Annotated in this window: 14 protein-coding genes and 1 pseudogene; 9 read left to right on the forward strand and 6 right to left on the reverse strand. The window is 69.8% G+C overall.

Annotation, left to right across the window (positions count from 1 at the left end; genetic code table 11):
* Positions 1-365: 365 nt before the first annotated feature.
* Entirely contained in the window at positions 366-770 is a 405-nt protein-coding gene (locus WME79_RS32065) for a tyrosine-type recombinase/integrase (protein WP_437522584.1), read from the reverse strand.
* Positions 771-781: 11 nt separating this feature from the next.
* Here WME79_RS32065 and WME79_RS32070 point away from each other — a divergent pair, with 11 nt between their 5' ends.
* Both WME79_RS32070 and WME79_RS32075 read left to right on the forward strand, forming a co-directional pair.
* Complete coding sequence (locus tag WME79_RS32070; protein WP_437522586.1) at positions 782-1,102, forward strand: ArsR/SmtB family transcription factor; 321 nt, start codon at positions 782-784, stop codon at positions 1,100-1,102.
* The gene (locus tag WME79_RS32075; protein WP_437522589.1) at positions 1,030-1,872 is read left to right on the forward strand and encodes an SRPBCC domain-containing protein; all 843 of its coding nucleotides are present in this window, start codon (positions 1,030-1,032) and stop codon (positions 1,870-1,872) included. The genes WME79_RS32070 and WME79_RS32075 overlap by 73 nt, the downstream gene beginning before the upstream one ends.
* Positions 1,873-1,923: 51 nt before the next feature.
* On the opposite strand, the gene WME79_RS32080 is transcribed toward WME79_RS32075, so the two are convergent.
* From WME79_RS32080 to WME79_RS32095, 4 genes and pseudogenes are all read right to left on the reverse strand, one after another.
* Positions 1,924-2,283: an immunity 8 family protein gene (locus WME79_RS32080; protein WP_437522592.1), complete on the reverse strand. Its 360-nt coding sequence runs from the start codon at positions 2,281-2,283 to the stop codon at positions 1,924-1,926.
* Between the two features lie 350 nt (positions 2,284-2,633).
* A pseudogene (locus WME79_RS32085) lies at positions 2,634-2,939 on the reverse strand (2-nitropropane dioxygenase); the annotation flags it as partial.
* A 704-nt stretch (positions 2,940-3,643) separates the two neighbouring features.
* Complete coding sequence (locus tag WME79_RS32090) at positions 3,644-4,285, reverse strand: glutathione S-transferase family protein (RefSeq protein ID WP_437522595.1); 642 nt, start codon at positions 4,283-4,285, stop codon at positions 3,644-3,646.
* Positions 4,286-4,395: 110 nt separating this feature from the next.
* A complete protein-coding gene (locus tag WME79_RS32095; protein WP_437539989.1) occupies positions 4,396-4,620 on the reverse strand; it encodes a hypothetical protein in 225 nt (74 codons plus the stop codon).
* Positions 4,621-4,765: 145 nt separating this feature from the next.
* Between WME79_RS32095 and WME79_RS32100 the strand changes: the two genes are divergently transcribed.
* From WME79_RS32100 to tpx, 6 genes are all read left to right on the forward strand, one after another.
* Positions 4,766-5,305, forward strand: a complete 540-nt coding sequence (locus WME79_RS32100; protein WP_437522598.1) for a hypothetical protein — start codon at positions 4,766-4,768, stop codon at positions 5,303-5,305.
* 156 nt (positions 5,306-5,461) lie between these two features.
* A complete protein-coding gene (locus tag WME79_RS32105; RefSeq protein WP_437522601.1) occupies positions 5,462-6,829 on the forward strand; it encodes an endo-1,4-beta-glucanase in 1,368 nt (455 codons plus the stop codon).
* Positions 6,830-7,164: 335 nt separating this feature from the next.
* On the forward strand, positions 7,165-8,427 hold the full coding sequence (locus WME79_RS32110) for a hypothetical protein (RefSeq protein ID WP_437522604.1): 1,263 nt from the start codon (positions 7,165-7,167) through the stop codon (positions 8,425-8,427).
* A 106-nt stretch (positions 8,428-8,533) separates the two neighbouring features.
* On the forward strand, positions 8,534-9,832 hold the full coding sequence (locus tag WME79_RS32115) for an SGNH/GDSL hydrolase family protein (protein WP_437522607.1): 1,299 nt from the start codon (positions 8,534-8,536) through the stop codon (positions 9,830-9,832).
* A gap of 252 nt (positions 9,833-10,084) precedes the next feature.
* Positions 10,085-10,456, forward strand: a complete 372-nt coding sequence (locus tag WME79_RS32120; protein WP_437522610.1) for a hypothetical protein — start codon at positions 10,085-10,087, stop codon at positions 10,454-10,456.
* Positions 10,457-10,645: 189 nt separating this feature from the next.
* Positions 10,646-11,140: a thiol peroxidase gene (gene tpx, locus WME79_RS32125; RefSeq protein WP_437522613.1), complete on the forward strand. Its 495-nt coding sequence runs from the start codon at positions 10,646-10,648 to the stop codon at positions 11,138-11,140.
* A gap of 73 nt (positions 11,141-11,213) precedes the next feature.
* Here the strand turns inward: tpx and WME79_RS32130 are convergent, their stop codons facing one another.
* A complete protein-coding gene (locus WME79_RS32130) occupies positions 11,214-12,683 on the reverse strand; it encodes a cytochrome P450 (protein WP_437522616.1) in 1,470 nt (489 codons plus the stop codon).
* A 138-nt stretch (positions 12,684-12,821) separates the two neighbouring features.
* On the opposite strand from WME79_RS32130, the gene WME79_RS32135 reads away from it, so the two are divergent.
* The gene (locus tag WME79_RS32135) at positions 12,822-13,700 is read left to right on the forward strand and encodes a 1-acyl-sn-glycerol-3-phosphate acyltransferase (protein WP_437522619.1); all 879 of its coding nucleotides are present in this window, start codon (positions 12,822-12,824) and stop codon (positions 13,698-13,700) included.
* Positions 13,701-13,733: the final 33 nt, after the last annotated feature.

Here is a 13,733-nt window from a genome sequence, read left to right on the forward strand (position 1 = left end):
CACAGTGCCGGGCGCTCTGCAGCTTGGGAGGTCCGACTGCCCTACCACATTGAAAAAGAATTCACGACCGAAGAGACCACCATCTGACGAACTGAAGGGGGCTCGACGCACGACGCCCAACTGCCAGTCGATTGGTCAACCGAAACCGCCGGGCCAGGTCTGTCTAGATCTTCGCCTTTTGTGCCCTCCCCCATGAAAAGTCTCACGGATCGGCACTGCGCCGCAAGGCCCAATTCCTGTCCAGCGCCATAGGGAAGACCCGTCTAACATCGGCGGCAGCGGCCGCCTTTCCGGGGAGCCGGGGGCACCTGGATGACACGGCGCGGCCGCCTCATCGGGAGGCTGCCGGACGCATACCGGTCCGTTTACAACCTCGGACCGAAGGGGTCATCGAGTGGGCCGCGGACTGCCAGGCCACCGCGGTTCAGCACGTGGGTGTAGATCATCGTCGTGCTAACGTCGCGGTGGCTGAGGAGTTCCTGGATCGTGCGGATGTCACAGCCGGCTTCCACCAAGGGCGTGGCGAAGGAGTGACGCGGGGTGTGGCAGTTCGCGCGCCTCGATAGACCGGCGGCGAGGGCGGCCTGTCGCACCGGTCGCTGGAGCACCGTCTCGTGCGGATGATGCCGCACAACGCATGACAGCTCGCGAGACGAGCTGGTGCGGAAGCAGGGGGTCAGCTCTGCCGACGTTGCGCAGCGCACGGCCGTGGTGCGGGGACTCTTCGAAGCGCTTGACAAGGTCAGGCCACCACGATACTGGTAACCCACAGGTTACCGATATGTCGCCCGCGAAAGCCGACATCGATGTGTTTTTTGTCATCGCCGATCCAACCCGTCGCGCGATCCTCGATCGTTTGCGCGCGGGTCCTGCCCCGGTGAACGAGATCGCAGCCGAGTTCTCTCAGAGCCGCCCCGCGATCTCGAAGCACCTGCGCGTGCTCAAGGCATCGCGGCTGGTAACCGAGGAGAAGGTCGGGCGCGAGCGGCTCTACACGCTGCGACCCGCACCACTGCAGAAGGCGATGGCATGGCTCGAGGGCTACCGCGCGTTCTGGGGTCGCAATCTCGAGTCGCTGAAGCGTTACCTGGAGGATACATGACAGCCAAGAACATCCGAGCCCGTTCGATCGCCGATGTCGCGCAAGGGACGATCCTCGCTCGCATCGAGATCGCCGCGGCGCCAGAGCGCGTTTTCCGTGCGCTGACGACCGACGAGCTGACGAAGTGGTGGGGTTCTGCGGAGATGTATCGCACGACCGCCTTCAAGATCGACCTTCACGTCGGAGGGGCCTGGCGGACCGATGGCGTGGGGGCAGACGGGAAGCCGTTCCATGTCGGCGGCAGAGTTCTCGAGTTCGATCCGCCTCGAAGGCTCGTTCAGACATGGGAACCGTCATGGGATGCGGACGGGCCCCCGACGACGGTTTCCTATCTCCTCGACGCCATCGAGACGGGTACGCGCCTCACGGTCCGACACGCTGGATTTGGCGCTCGTGTGGCGTCTTGCGAGAGCCATGCGACAGGTTGGGAGCGTGTCCTGGGTTGGCTCACGAACCACGTCGCGCCGCAGCCGGAGCAGCGCTTCTTTCTCTGTCGGCTGTTGCCGTCGCGCGCGACCTTCATGCAGGACATGACGGCTGATGAGCGCGCCGTCATGCAGGCGCACGGCAAATACTGGCGCGGCAAGCTCGCCGAGGGCCACGTGATCGCCTTCGGACCCGTCGCCGACCCAGCGGGCGGATGGGGCGTCGGCATCGTTGCCGTCCGCGACGAAGCCGAACTCCGTACGTTCCAGAGCGAGGATCCTGCGATCAAGTCAAACATCGGGCTGCGGTACGAGGCGCTGCCCATGCTCACGGCCGTGTACTGACGGCTCCTGTGATGGCGGGCTCCGGCCGCGCGCTTCGTGGCGCGCGCGGTATCACGGTTCCCGGTAGCCCTCGTACTCCCAGGCGAAGTGACGCCGGAGGTTCTCGACGCAGGCGGGCCAGGTCTCGGCCTCGCAGGACGCGACGGTCTGCTCGAGCCAGCGCCAGAGATCGTCGAAGTCGTACCGGCGCATCACGAGCAGCGGGCGGATGGCCAGGATTCCATCGCGTGCCTCCAGCCGGTCCAGCCCCGCGGGCGTGGCCACCCTGAGGGTGAAGGAATCCGCGCCCGCCCCCTTTCTGGGCCCGATGTCCATCATCACGAGCTCGGCGAACGCGTCGGGATCGTCGGGCGTCCACGTCCGGAGATTGGGATGCCCCCAGACGCCAGCGGAGCGGATGACGAGCTTCATGGTCGGGGAAACGAAGAGCAAACCGACCCGCTGGTCAAGGGCGCCACGCGTGTTTCGCCGGCGAGGCGCTCGACTCGACCTGCGCGCGAGGCGTGGAGCGTGGAACCACGAGCGCCAGGGCGACCCCGCCAGCGCGCCCCGCCGGGTCGGCGAGCGCGCCGGCTCGGAAGATCCCCCTCATCGCCTCGCGCATCATCGGGTCACGCGCCGGCTCGCGAGCGCGACACGATGAGCTCCGGGGGCAAGGTCTTCTTCACCGAGTTCCGCCTGATTCATTTGTCGGGTTCGCGGCGTCAGCGTGCACCTGGGAGTGCACCCGCGAGTTGTCGCGTGAGCTCGGCCGCTGGCACGATGCCCTGGGCGATGACCGCGTCGACGAGGCGCGCCTGCAGCCAGCGCGCCTCGTCGACCGTCGTCGCGGAGGACAGGCTCTTCGCGCTCCAGCGGCGCACCCACGAGAGCAAAGCCTCCGAGGAAAGACCGAAGTGAAAGCTCACCACAGCAGGTCTGAACTCCTCGAGCACATCAGCGGCCTCATCGCTGAAGGGCAATCGGCCGGGGCCGGTCGGGAGAGCGCTTGCATCGACGCCGAGCTCAGCGAAGTTCGGCGCGAGCCGGGCACGCCAGATCGCTTCTTGCTCGGCATCGGGCTCGGGCTGTGCGCTGCGGAGCGCCGTACCGAGCGGAGCGACGCTCGGCGCTCCGTAAGCACCAGCCGCTTGTTCGGCGGCTTTGTGACATTCTGGCTTTGTGACATTCTCTCGGCCCTCCTCTGTCGATCCATGGGGCACTCTGTTCTTCGGTCCAAGCTGAGCTGGGCGGAGTCTTCGTGCGGCGAAGGGCATCCAGGGCGATGCGTTCCAAAGCGGAGATGTCTTCTGCGGCCCTGATCCAGTGCGGGCCACCGTGTTGGATGATGCGCGCGCACCAGCCGTCCGGAGTGGCATAGAGAAAGACATTATTCTCCATGACGTTGCCCACACGTGTGTGGACGACCGCGGTGAAGGCAACGATGCCGTTCTCCGCGAAGTGGGGTGCGGATCGTGTGCCAAAGCCGTGCTGCGCTAGGCAGTGCGAGAGTCGCTGGAGATCCCTTTCATCGTTGTGCGGCATCATGCTTGGTTTCCACGGTCGGCGCCCCGAGACGCGTCGCCAATGACCGACAGGTATGGTCCGTCCGACTGGAGCCTCCGCCGCCGAATCGACATAAGTTTCAGCTGCAAACCCCGCCCCCGAGCTTGCAGCGAAGCGCGACCGCGGGCCTGACGACATCGCGGCAGTTTCAAATAGTGTCGGCAGGCCCGCGAGCGTTCAAGCGTGCAGAGCAGCACCAGCGGGGCTTGTCAGCTGCAAACCCAAGTTAGGCCGCATCTGAGGATCCCCTGCGCTCGGCGGCCAGAGCTCGCTGAGTTGCGGGCCTTTGCAACATGCGGGCGCGGTGGTCGAGGACACGCGGGAGCCTGGTAGTGTCGACTCCGTCAACTTCCAGCCACTGAGCGAGCGTGAAGAGATGCGCGTCGCACACACTGAAGTGCTCTCCCAGCACCCAGGGACCTTCGAGCTTATGGTGCTCGATCAGAGAGAAGGCATCGAGGACGGACCGAGGCACTTTGCGTTGCATCGATGCGATGGCCTCTGCGTCGTCGGACCAACGCGAGCCGCGCATCCTGTGAGCGTGAGCGACATGGACAGTTGAGGCGAGGTACGAAAGAAACGAGAGCGCACGTGCTTCGAGAAACGCATCCGCCGGCAGGAGTCCTGTCGCGGGAGCGGAGCGAGCCAGAAACGTCAGGAGCGCAGGCGTTTCGGTCAGCAAGCCGTTCTCGGTGCGAAGCGTGGGCACGCGGCCGAGCGGATTGAGCTCGAGGTACGTGGCCGAGCGCTGCTCGCCCTTCGCAAGGTCGACACGCGCGAGCACGTAAGGTGTCCCGATCTCTTCAAGCACGATGATGGTGGCGAGCGAGATCGAGTTGGGAGCGAAGTAGAGGGTCAATGGTGTCATGCGCGGCCTCTTCTCACTGTCGGCCTGACTATCAATCGATTGGTCAACCGAAGCCGCCAGACCAGGTCTGTCTAGCTCGTCGCTTTTTGTGCCTTCCCTCACGAGAAATCTCACATATCGGCTCTGCGCTGCAAGGCCCAAATGCTGTCCAACGCCATAGGGTAGACCTGTCTAACACCGTCGGCAGCGCCGCGGCGAGGCGCGCGGGGCGCTTCGCTCAGGTGAAATCGACGTGCTGCGCGACGAGGGAGCGCGAGGAGGTGGGTGCAGAGGAAGTGGATGGCGGCGAGGGCCTGGCTCTGCGTCGAGGCGCTGACATGGTGGTCGGTCGCCAGGTGCGTGAGGAACGCCTCGACGTGGGTCGGCCCGAGGTCGCGCGGATGGCGGCCGCCATCGCACCTGGACGGCGCTCCCCTTCCTGCGCTCTCCGCTCGCTCCGTCCGCTACCGCCGGCCGCTCCTCCGCGCTACGTTCGCCGCCGTGGACGCCCCCCGACCGTCCGGCGCTCGCAGCGCGCTGCTCATCGGCCTCCCCGTCGCCGCGCTCGCCGCGGCAGCCTTCCTCTTCGTGGATCGCGACAAGCGCCCCGCACCGAACGCGCGCCCGCCGAGCGCCGAGTCCCGCGCAGCCCCCCGGCCGCAGCGACCCGACGAGGCGCCCGCCGTCCCCCCCGCTCCCCCGCCGGCCGCTGCCACCGTGAGCGCCGCAGCACAGGAGTCGGAGCCGGCGCCTGACACCGACCCCGAGGGCAGCATCATCGACCGCATGCGCGCCGCCTTGACGAGCAACCCCGAGGAGGTGCTCCGGCTCGACGACGAGGCGTCGCGCGACCTCGGCGACAGCCCCCGCGCCGCCGAGCGCGGCATGCTCCGCGTGCGGGCGCTCGTGCGCCTGGACCGGATCGGCCAGGCCCGCAGCCTCGCGGAAGACCTCATCGAGCGCTATCCCGACGATCCCTCGGCGAAGAGTGCGGCCGCGTACATGGGGATCCACCCGAGGCCGCGCGGGCCGTCCAGGTAAGCGGCGATACCGCGGGTGCCCTGCGAAGTTCACGTGATCTTCATCAGGGCCGCTGCGACTACGATCTTGTAGCAAGAGCAGAACGTTGCGCGGTGAGTCACTGAACCGATTAAGAGTTCGGGCTGGTCCGGCGCGCGTTTCTGGTGATAATCGGGCATGCGCAACTGGCTTCTTCTTGTCGGGGTTCTCCAGCTCTCCGTGGCTGGATTCGGCTGTGGCGACGGCTCGGGCGGCGGCGGCGAGGGCGGCGCCGGCGGCGAAGCGGGGGACAGCGGCCTCAGCGGGAGCAACTCCTCGGGCGCCGGCACACCGGCGAGCTCCGGCGCGGGCGCTGGCACACCGGCGAGCTCCGGCGCGGGCGGCGGCACACCCACGGGCTCGGGCGCGGGCGCGGGCGAGCCCACGGGCGGGCCCGCGAGCACGACCAGCGGCGGCCCCGTGGTCGGCAGCAGCACCAGCAGCGGGGGAGAGACCGGCGCCTGCGCCGGCGTGGAAGACGAATGTCCGTTCGACGCAGGGGTCGAGATCGCCTGCCGCCTTCGCTTCATGTACGGCGTGAACTACGCCTGGCGCGACTTCGGCGCCGATTTCGGCGGTCAGTCCAAGTGGAGCCAGGCGGGCATCTCGGGCAAGAAGAGCCAGGTGCTCGCCGACCTGCAGGACATGCGCGCCAACGGCGTGGACGTGGTCCGCTGGTGGATCTACCCCCGCTTCTACGGGGATCAGATCAACTTCGATGGACAGGGCAACCCGACCGGGCTCGGCGGCACCTCGACGCAGGACATCCTGGCGGCGCTCGAGCTCGCGGACCAGGCGCAGGTCAACGTGATGTTCACGCTGTTCTCCTTCGATGGCTTCTACAAGACATCGTACAACCCGCCGAACGGCCTGTCGGTCGCGAGCATGGGGCCCATCGTCGCGGACGCGGGCCGGCGCGCCAAGCTCATCGAGAACGTCGTCCGCCCCATCGCTCGGACGGTGGCGTCGAGCCCACACCGCGACCGGATGCTGGCCTGGGATGTCATCAACGAGCCCGAGTGGGCGATGACCGGGCCCAGCCTCTACGGCGGCGACCCGGCGTTCGAGGGGGACTCCAGCAAGTTCGATCTCGTCACACACCAGCAGATGGAGGCGCTCGCCAAGGAATCGGCCGCCGTGCTGAGAGGAGAGACCGGCGCGCCCGTGAGCGTCGGCAGCGCCGCCATCAAGTGGGGTCAGGCGTGGACGCGCTCGGACGTCGACTTCTACCAGGTCCACATGTACGGCTGGGTCAACGATTACTTCCCGTACAACAAGCCCCTCTCCGAGTACGGCCTCACGGACAAGCCGGTCGTCATGGGCGAGTTCCCCATCAACATGGCCGAGATGGACGTGCGCTACGACAAGTTCGTGGGCGACCTCTACAACATGGGGTATGCGGGCGCGCTCTCGTGGTCGATCACCGATCGGAACTTCCCGTGGTCGTCCAACAAGACCGCCGTGAAGGCGTTCGCCGATCAGCACCCCTGCGAGACGCGCTACTGAGCGTCAGGTGAGCGCCGCTGCATGCGGTGCTCACCTTCCCTGTTTCCCTGCTTCCCTGCCCCAGATCCGAACCGGGCCGCTGTGCCGGCTCGGCGAGCTCGTCCTGAATGATACGAGCCGCGCCTGCGTGACAGCTTGCCCCAGCGTGTGGCGCATTGTCCCGCGGCGGCGCGAGCCGGCCGCGAGGCCATCTGTCGGGGCGCCGGCGCTCCTCTCCTCTCAACCGGGTTTCAACTGGGCACGTCGGTTGCTGAACAGGTGGGCCCGCTGCTCACGAAGGTGACCGCCTGCGTGAGGCTCGAGAGTTGTTCACCAGCACCCAGAGGGAGAGCGAGATGGCACGAGATCGCTACGAGGGCCGGGACTTCCGTGACGAGGGGCCGCGCGACGACTGGCGTCCCCGGGACGAGCGGTGGCGCGCGCCACGGGACAACGATCAGCGCGGATTCCGCGGTCACGAGGGGGAGCACGACGCGTTCGAGCGAGGGTCGTACAGCCGCGGCAACTACGCGAACCAGAGCGGCGGCAGCCGGCAGGGAGAGCTGGGCCAGCTGCCGCAGACGTACGGCCAGCAAGGGCGCGGAGACGGCAGGGGCCCGTGGAGGGCGGGCGGCCCGCAAGCATCGGACGAGCGCGGCGGATCCGAGAGGCGCTGGCAGGAGCAGGGAGGCAGAGGCGCGCGCGGCTACCGCGAGCCCGAGGAGCGCCGCGCCTACGGACAGGACAGCCCCTCGTGGGAGCGGCTCGGCGGGCGTGACGATCACTTCAGCGGGCGGGGCGCCGAGGACGAGCGAAGAGGGTTCGGCTCGGCGCAGCGAGGGCGCGACGAGAACCGCGGCTACTACGGTCGCGACGCGGGCCGCGGCTTCTCCGGACCGGACGAGGACCAGGGCCGCGGCGCCTACGGGCGCCACGACCACGGCCGCGACGAGGAGGGCCAGAGCCGACGCTACCAGGGCGACGACCACGGGCGAGACGACTACCGGGGCCACGGCTATGCGCAAGACGACTATCAGGGCCGCGGCTATGCGCAAGACGACTATCAGGGCCGCGGCTACACGCGAGGCGACTATCAGGGTCGCGAGCGCTACCAGGGCCGCGACGACACGCGAGGCGACCACCAGGACCGCGAGCGCTACCAGGGCCGCGACACCACGCGAGACGACTACCAGAACCGCGAGCGCTACCAGGGCCGCGACTCCTCACGAGACGACTACCAGGGCCGCGAGGACCAGTATCGTAGCCACGGCTACGGGCGCGGCGAGGACCAGGATCGATATCGCGGCGGCGACGAGAGAAACGCCCCTGGCCACCATGAGGGCCGAGGCGACCACGGTCGCGGATACCAGGGCCGCGGCGAGGAGCGCGAAGGCCGCGATCGCAGCCAGGAACGCAGCGGCTACGGCGACGTCTACAATCGCCCGGAGCGCCGGCCCGGGTTCGGCCGCTTCATGGGCGACGAGATCCCGCAGGGGTACTCGACCCGCGTCCACGAGCGCGACGACGTGCGCGCCTCGCAAGGCCAGGGCCACGAGCGCTCCCCCGCCGGGGACAGCGGCCGCTCCAGATACCAGAGCCAGGACCGGACCTGGAACTGAGATCATCCGATCTCCGCAGCTCGACGCCCGCGCTGCGGTGTCTGCCCCGGCGCGCAGGAGGAGATTGGAGTTGTCCGCGCCACGGACCTAGAGCATCCTCGCGCGCATGAAACGACAAGCTTACTCCAATCTCCCGAAGCTCGCTTCCATCTGCTGCATCGCCTGGTCGGCGCTGGCCGGCTGCGGTGACGACGACTCGAATGCAACGGCTGGAACGACGGGCTCGGGCGGTGGCTCGCCCACCTCGAGCAGCGCCGCCGGCACAGGCGGCGGCGGCGCGGGCGAAGGCGGCGGAGGCGGCGGAGGCGGCGGAGGCGCGGATCCCGGCACGACCTCGTCGAGCACGAGCGGCGCCGGCGGCCAAGACCCCTCCGGCGACACCATCCGCTTCATCGGGCGCTTCGATACCACGAACGCCGAGGGCCCCCGCTTCTCCTGGGCCGGCAGCGCGATCGTCACGCGGTTCTCGGGGACGTCGATCAGCGTCCGCTTCAACGACGAGTCGACCGCGGCTCAATCCAACTTCTTCCAGGTGGTGATCGACGGCGAGGCGAAGGGCGTCCTCAAGGTCAACAGCGAGGAGGATCTCTACACGGTCGCGGACGGGCTGCCCGACGGCGAGCACGACCTCGTGCTCCACCGCCGCACCGAGCCGCTGGTCGGCGTGTCGCAGTTCCTCGAGTTCGTCCCGGAGCAGGGTGAGGCGCTCCTGCCGGTCCCGGCGGCGCCCGAGCGCCGGATCGAGGTGATCGGCGACTCGATCTCCGCCGGCTACGGCGTCGATGGCGCCAACGAGACTTGCCCGTTCACGAGCGATACGGAGAACAACTACCTCGCCTACAGCGCCCTGACAGGCCGGCTCGTCGGGGCCGACACCACGATCGTCGCCTGGTCCGGAAGAGGTGTGTACCGGAACTACAACGATGAAGCGGCCGACACCATGCCGAAGATGTACGGCCGGACGATCGCCGACGAGGCACAGCCCGCCTGGGACTTCGCGTCCTGGGTGCCGCAGGTCGTGGTCATCAACCTGGGCACCAACGACTTCAGCCCCAACGTCCCGGGCGACGCCCAGTTCCGTGGGCCGTTCACGGAGGCCTATGCGGGCCTCGTGGAGACGGTCAGAACGAACTATCCGAACGCGTTCATCTTCTGCACCATCGGGCCCATGCTGAGCGACTCGTACCCGGAAGGCGCCGAGGCGCTCACCAGGGCGCGCGCCTACATCGGTCAGGTGGTGGAGGAACGGAACGACAGCGGCGACGACAAGGTGCGCGTCCTCGAGTTCCCTGCGCAGGACGGCGCGGCGAACGGGCTCGGCTGCGACTACCACCCGAGCGTCAAGACGAACGCGCTCATGGCCGAGCAGCTCGCGGGCGCCATCCGCGAAGAGCTCGACTGGTAAGGGCGGCGCGGGGCCGGGGCATCGTGCCACCGGCCCATCGCGACCGCTGTGGCACGACGCACCACCGATTCCACGCCAGCGAAGCCCGCACCTCGCAGGGAGCGAGCGCCGGTCCCATCCGCTCGCCGTGGCGCGCGCGGATCGGCCATCCAGCGTCATGGTACACGCAGTGCATCTCTCGCCATCAGAACAGCGGAAGGGCGGCGGCGCCGAGAGCGCGTGAGAGCCCGCCGCCGAGCGAGGAGATCATCCATGCAGACCAAGCGAGACAGCTCCCTGCGGGCCACCAGCAGGAACCACAGCCATGAGTTCGTGGAGGCGGCGCGCAGGAGCGCCGGTCGCGCGGAGAACCGAGATGCGTTCATCCCCGACCCGGGCGACGGCCCCACGGAGGTCGTCGACGAGCTCGCCGAGCAGATCGCCGAGCAGTACGTCGCCTCGGCGACATCGGGCAGGGGCGACACCACCGAAGATTACGAAGACAGGGTGGAGCCAGAGGAGATCGGGGGCCCCTTCGTCATCACGACGGACGCACAGGAGATCGGGTACAGCAGGGACTCGACGAACCCCGACGACGGCGAGGTCGAGCCGTTTCCGCTGGTCCATCGCTCGCCCCTCCGCTGATCGCGCGCTCCTCCGCGCGCGGGCAAGACCGCCCGCCAGCACAACGCCCGCACGCCAACGACGGCCGCACGCCAGACGAGCGGAGCTCCGGTCGAGGCAGCCTGGCTGGTTCTGCTTGGCGTCCGCCCTCGGCGCGCCTACGAGAGGCGCTGCCGCACAGCTGCACAGAGCACAGAGGAGGATGCGACCATGGCTCAGACCAAGTTGAAGGGAAACCCCATCCACACCGCCGGCGAGCTGCCGTCCGTCGGCGCGGCCGCCCCCGATTTCACGCTCGTGAAGACCGACCTCTCCGAGCGCACGCTCTCATCTTATCCCGGCAAGAAGATCCTCAACATCTTCCCGAGCGTCGACACCCCGACCTGCGCGCGATCCGTGCGCACGTTCCACGAACGCGCCGAGAAGCTCCCGGGCGTGACGGTGCTCAACATCTCGGCGGACCTGCCGTTCGCGCACACCCGCTTCTGCGCGTCCGAGGGCATCTCGAACGCGGAAGGCCTCTCGACGTTCCGGGGAGACTTCGGCCAGAAGTACGGCGTCACGCTCGTTGACGGGCCGCTCGCCGGCCTGCTCGCGCGCTCGGTCCTCGTGCTCGACGAGCAGAACAAGGTGCTCCACGTCGAGCTCGTCCCGGAGATCGCGCAGGAGCCCGATTACGACGCGGCCCTCGCCAAGGTGCAGTGAGCCGGAGCTCCGGCGCTTCGCCGCCACGCGCGCGAGCGCCTCGTAGGCCCATGCGCGTGAGCGCCTCGTGACCTCACGCGCTCGCGCGCCTCGTGAACCGGATGCGCAGCCCCTCCGGCTGCATCGCGAACGCCATCCGCTCCCGCACGGGCGCGGTGTGATCCGCGAGGTGCACCGTGAAGCTCCGGAGCACCATGCCGACCGTCACCGAGCACTCCAGCAGCGCCATCGCGCGCCCCGGGCAGACGCGCGGCCCGCCGCCGAACGCGAGCGCCATCCTCGGCTCGTGGGGTAGCGTCGACGGCGCGCCCCCGAGCCAGCGCTCGGGGCGGAACGACTCTGGATCGCCGAAATACTCGGGTTTCCGCCCCGTCGCGCGCGTGAGCGCCACGACGCCGGCGCCAGCGGGCACGGCCACGTCGCCCACCGTGGTGTCGTGGTTCGCCTCGAGGAAGAGCAGCGGCGCGGCGGAGCGCAGGCGCAGCGTCTCCTGCGTGACGGCGCCCGTGTACTCGAGGCGCTTGCACTGCTCCAGCGTCGGGATCAGCCCGCCGCCGAGCACGCGATCGACCTCGTCGCGGGCGCGCGCCTGCACGTCGGGGCGCGAGCCCAGGTAATAGAGGATCCACGCGAGGGTGTTCGCGGTGGTGTCCTCGCCCGCGAGCAGCATCGTGAGCACGTTCGCGTAGACCTCGGCGTCCGAGAGGCGCGCCCTCGGGTCCTCGCCGTCCCGCGCGGCGATCATGAGCTCCAGCAGCGTCCGCGGGCGCGCGGGCCGGTCCGCGCCGCCCTCGAGCTCGCGCCGCGCGGCCGTCACGAGCTCGAGGATGAGCCGCTTCACCGCGACCAGGGCGCGGTCGTAGGCGCGGTCGGCGGGGAGGCCCAGGTAGCGCCAGTAGGGCAGCGGCGCGAGCATCCGCCGGTTCAGCCCGAGGAACACGCGCTGGAGGTGCTCCTGGAGCGCGTCCGCCCCGCGCTCGAGCGTGTTGAGATCGCGGCCGAAGGCGACGGACGAGGTGACGTCGACCGAGTACCGCATGAGATCGCCGAGCACGTCGCGGGCGGCGCGCTCGTCGGCCGCCCGCGCCCAGAGCTCGCGCAGCCGGCCTGTGATGTCGCGGATGCTCGGGAAGAAGCCCTCGACGTGCCTCGGGTGGAACGTCGGGTGGATGAGCTGCCGCTGCTTCCGCCACGCGTCGCCGTCCGCCGAGAACAGCCCGACCATGTCCGCCTCGCGTGACACGGCCTCGATGGCGTGCACCCGCCGGAACACCGCGGGGCGGCGCTGGAGCACGTCCCGCACGAGCTCGCCGTCGACCACGACGAGGACCGGCTGTCGGCCCATCCGCACGACGAACAGGTCTCCATGGGCGCGCCACCACCGCTCGAACTCGAGGTGCCAGCGGTCGGGGTGGAGCGCGAGCAGATTGCCGATCACAGGCAAGCCCCGCGGCCCCGGGAGATCCGCGAGCGTCCGCCGAGGGCGCGCAGCCGCGTGGCCGCGGCCGATCGCGTCCTCCATGGCAGGGAGCGTGGCGTTCATGCCCCCTTCATACAGAGACGGCGCGCCCCGACGCAAACCCGACAGGCGACAGATGACGCGTCCCATCGCGCGGGACGGTGTCGGGCGGGCGGAGCGCGGCGCTGGCGAGGCGGCGTCGACACGGAGTAAGACGCGGACATGACGGAGCCGCTGGAGCGAGAGCTCGCGAACCTGTCCGGCGCGGAGATGGTGGCGGCGCTCGGCCTCGGCGGAGCACCGGCGTGGGTGCGCCGCGCCGGGCGCGCGGCCTTCGCCGTCCCTTCGTGGCCGCTCGGGCGCGTGCTCGCGCGCTTCGATCGGCGCACCGGCGAGGCGGGGCTCCACGTCGCGGCGCGGGAGGCGCTCGCCGGCTTCGGGGCGCGCTGGACGGCCGACGCGGCGCCGCCGTCGCGCGGGGCGCTGCTCGTCGTGTCCAACCACCCCGGCGCCTACGACGCGCTCGCGCTGATGGCGGCGCTCGGCCGGGAAGACCTCATGATCGTCGCGGCCGATCGGCGGTTCCTGCGGGCGCTGCCCCACGTGAGCCGGCGTCTGCTCTTCGTGCCGATCGACGAGGGTGGGGCGCTCGCGCTCGCGGCGCGGTCGGCCGGCGTGCGCCGCGCGCTGCGGCACCTGCGCCGCGGGGGCGCGCTGCTGCACTTCCCCGCGGGGCGCATCGAGGCGGATCCGGCGTTCGCGGGCAAGGGCGACGCGCTGCTCGCGGAGTGGCAGCCGAGCACCGGCGCGCTGCTGCGCGCGGCAGCGGCGGCGGGAGGGCGCGCCGTCGTGGCGATCGTCTCGGGGGTGCACTCGCCGCGGGCGAAGCGGCTGGCCATCACGCGGTGGGCCGAGCGCCGCGGGATCACCACGCTGGCGCCGCTCCTGCAGGCGGCGCTGCCGGGCTTCGGCGACGTCGACGTGCGGGTTCGCCTGGGCGAGGCGCGGGACGCGGCGGAGGTGGCGCGCGGGGCCCGCGACGACGCGGCGCTCACGCGACGGCTGAAGGACGAGGCGGCGGCGCTGCTCGCGGGGGCGTGACGACCCGGCGCCGCCGCGCCGCGCGATCCTGCC

Source organism: Sorangium sp. So ce726 (genome assembly GCF_051521405.1).
Lineage (GTDB): Bacteria > Myxococcota_A > Polyangia > Polyangiales > Polyangiaceae > Sorangium.

Bases quoted from the DNA above. Each gene is read 5' to 3' on its own strand.
- WME79_RS32070 (WP_437522586.1), top strand. From the start codon at position 782: ATGTCGCCCGCGAAAGCCGACATCGATGTGTTTTTTGTCATCGCCGAT.
- WME79_RS32075 (WP_437522589.1), top strand. From the start codon at position 1,030: ATGGCTCGAGGGCTACCGCGCGTTCTGGGGTCGCAATCTCGAGTCGCT.
- WME79_RS32080 (WP_437522592.1), bottom strand. From the start codon at position 2,283: ATGAAGCTCGTCATCCGCTCCGCTGGCGTCTGGGGGCATCCCAATCTC.
- WME79_RS32090 (WP_437522595.1), bottom strand. From the start codon at position 4,285: ATGACACCATTGACCCTCTACTTCGCTCCCAACTCGATCTCGCTCGCC.
- WME79_RS32105 (WP_437522601.1), top strand. From the start codon at position 5,462: ATGCGCAACTGGCTTCTTCTTGTCGGGGTTCTCCAGCTCTCCGTGGCT.
- WME79_RS32110 (WP_437522604.1), top strand. From the start codon at position 7,165: ATGGCACGAGATCGCTACGAGGGCCGGGACTTCCGTGACGAGGGGCCG.
- WME79_RS32115 (WP_437522607.1), top strand. From the start codon at position 8,534: ATGAAACGACAAGCTTACTCCAATCTCCCGAAGCTCGCTTCCATCTGC.
- WME79_RS32120 (WP_437522610.1), top strand. From the start codon at position 10,085: ATGCAGACCAAGCGAGACAGCTCCCTGCGGGCCACCAGCAGGAACCAC.
- tpx (WP_437522613.1), top strand. From the start codon at position 10,646: ATGGCTCAGACCAAGTTGAAGGGAAACCCCATCCACACCGCCGGCGAG.
- WME79_RS32130 (WP_437522616.1), bottom strand. From the start codon at position 12,683: ATGAACGCCACGCTCCCTGCCATGGAGGACGCGATCGGCCGCGGCCAC.
- WME79_RS32135 (WP_437522619.1), top strand. From the start codon at position 12,822: ATGACGGAGCCGCTGGAGCGAGAGCTCGCGAACCTGTCCGGCGCGGAG.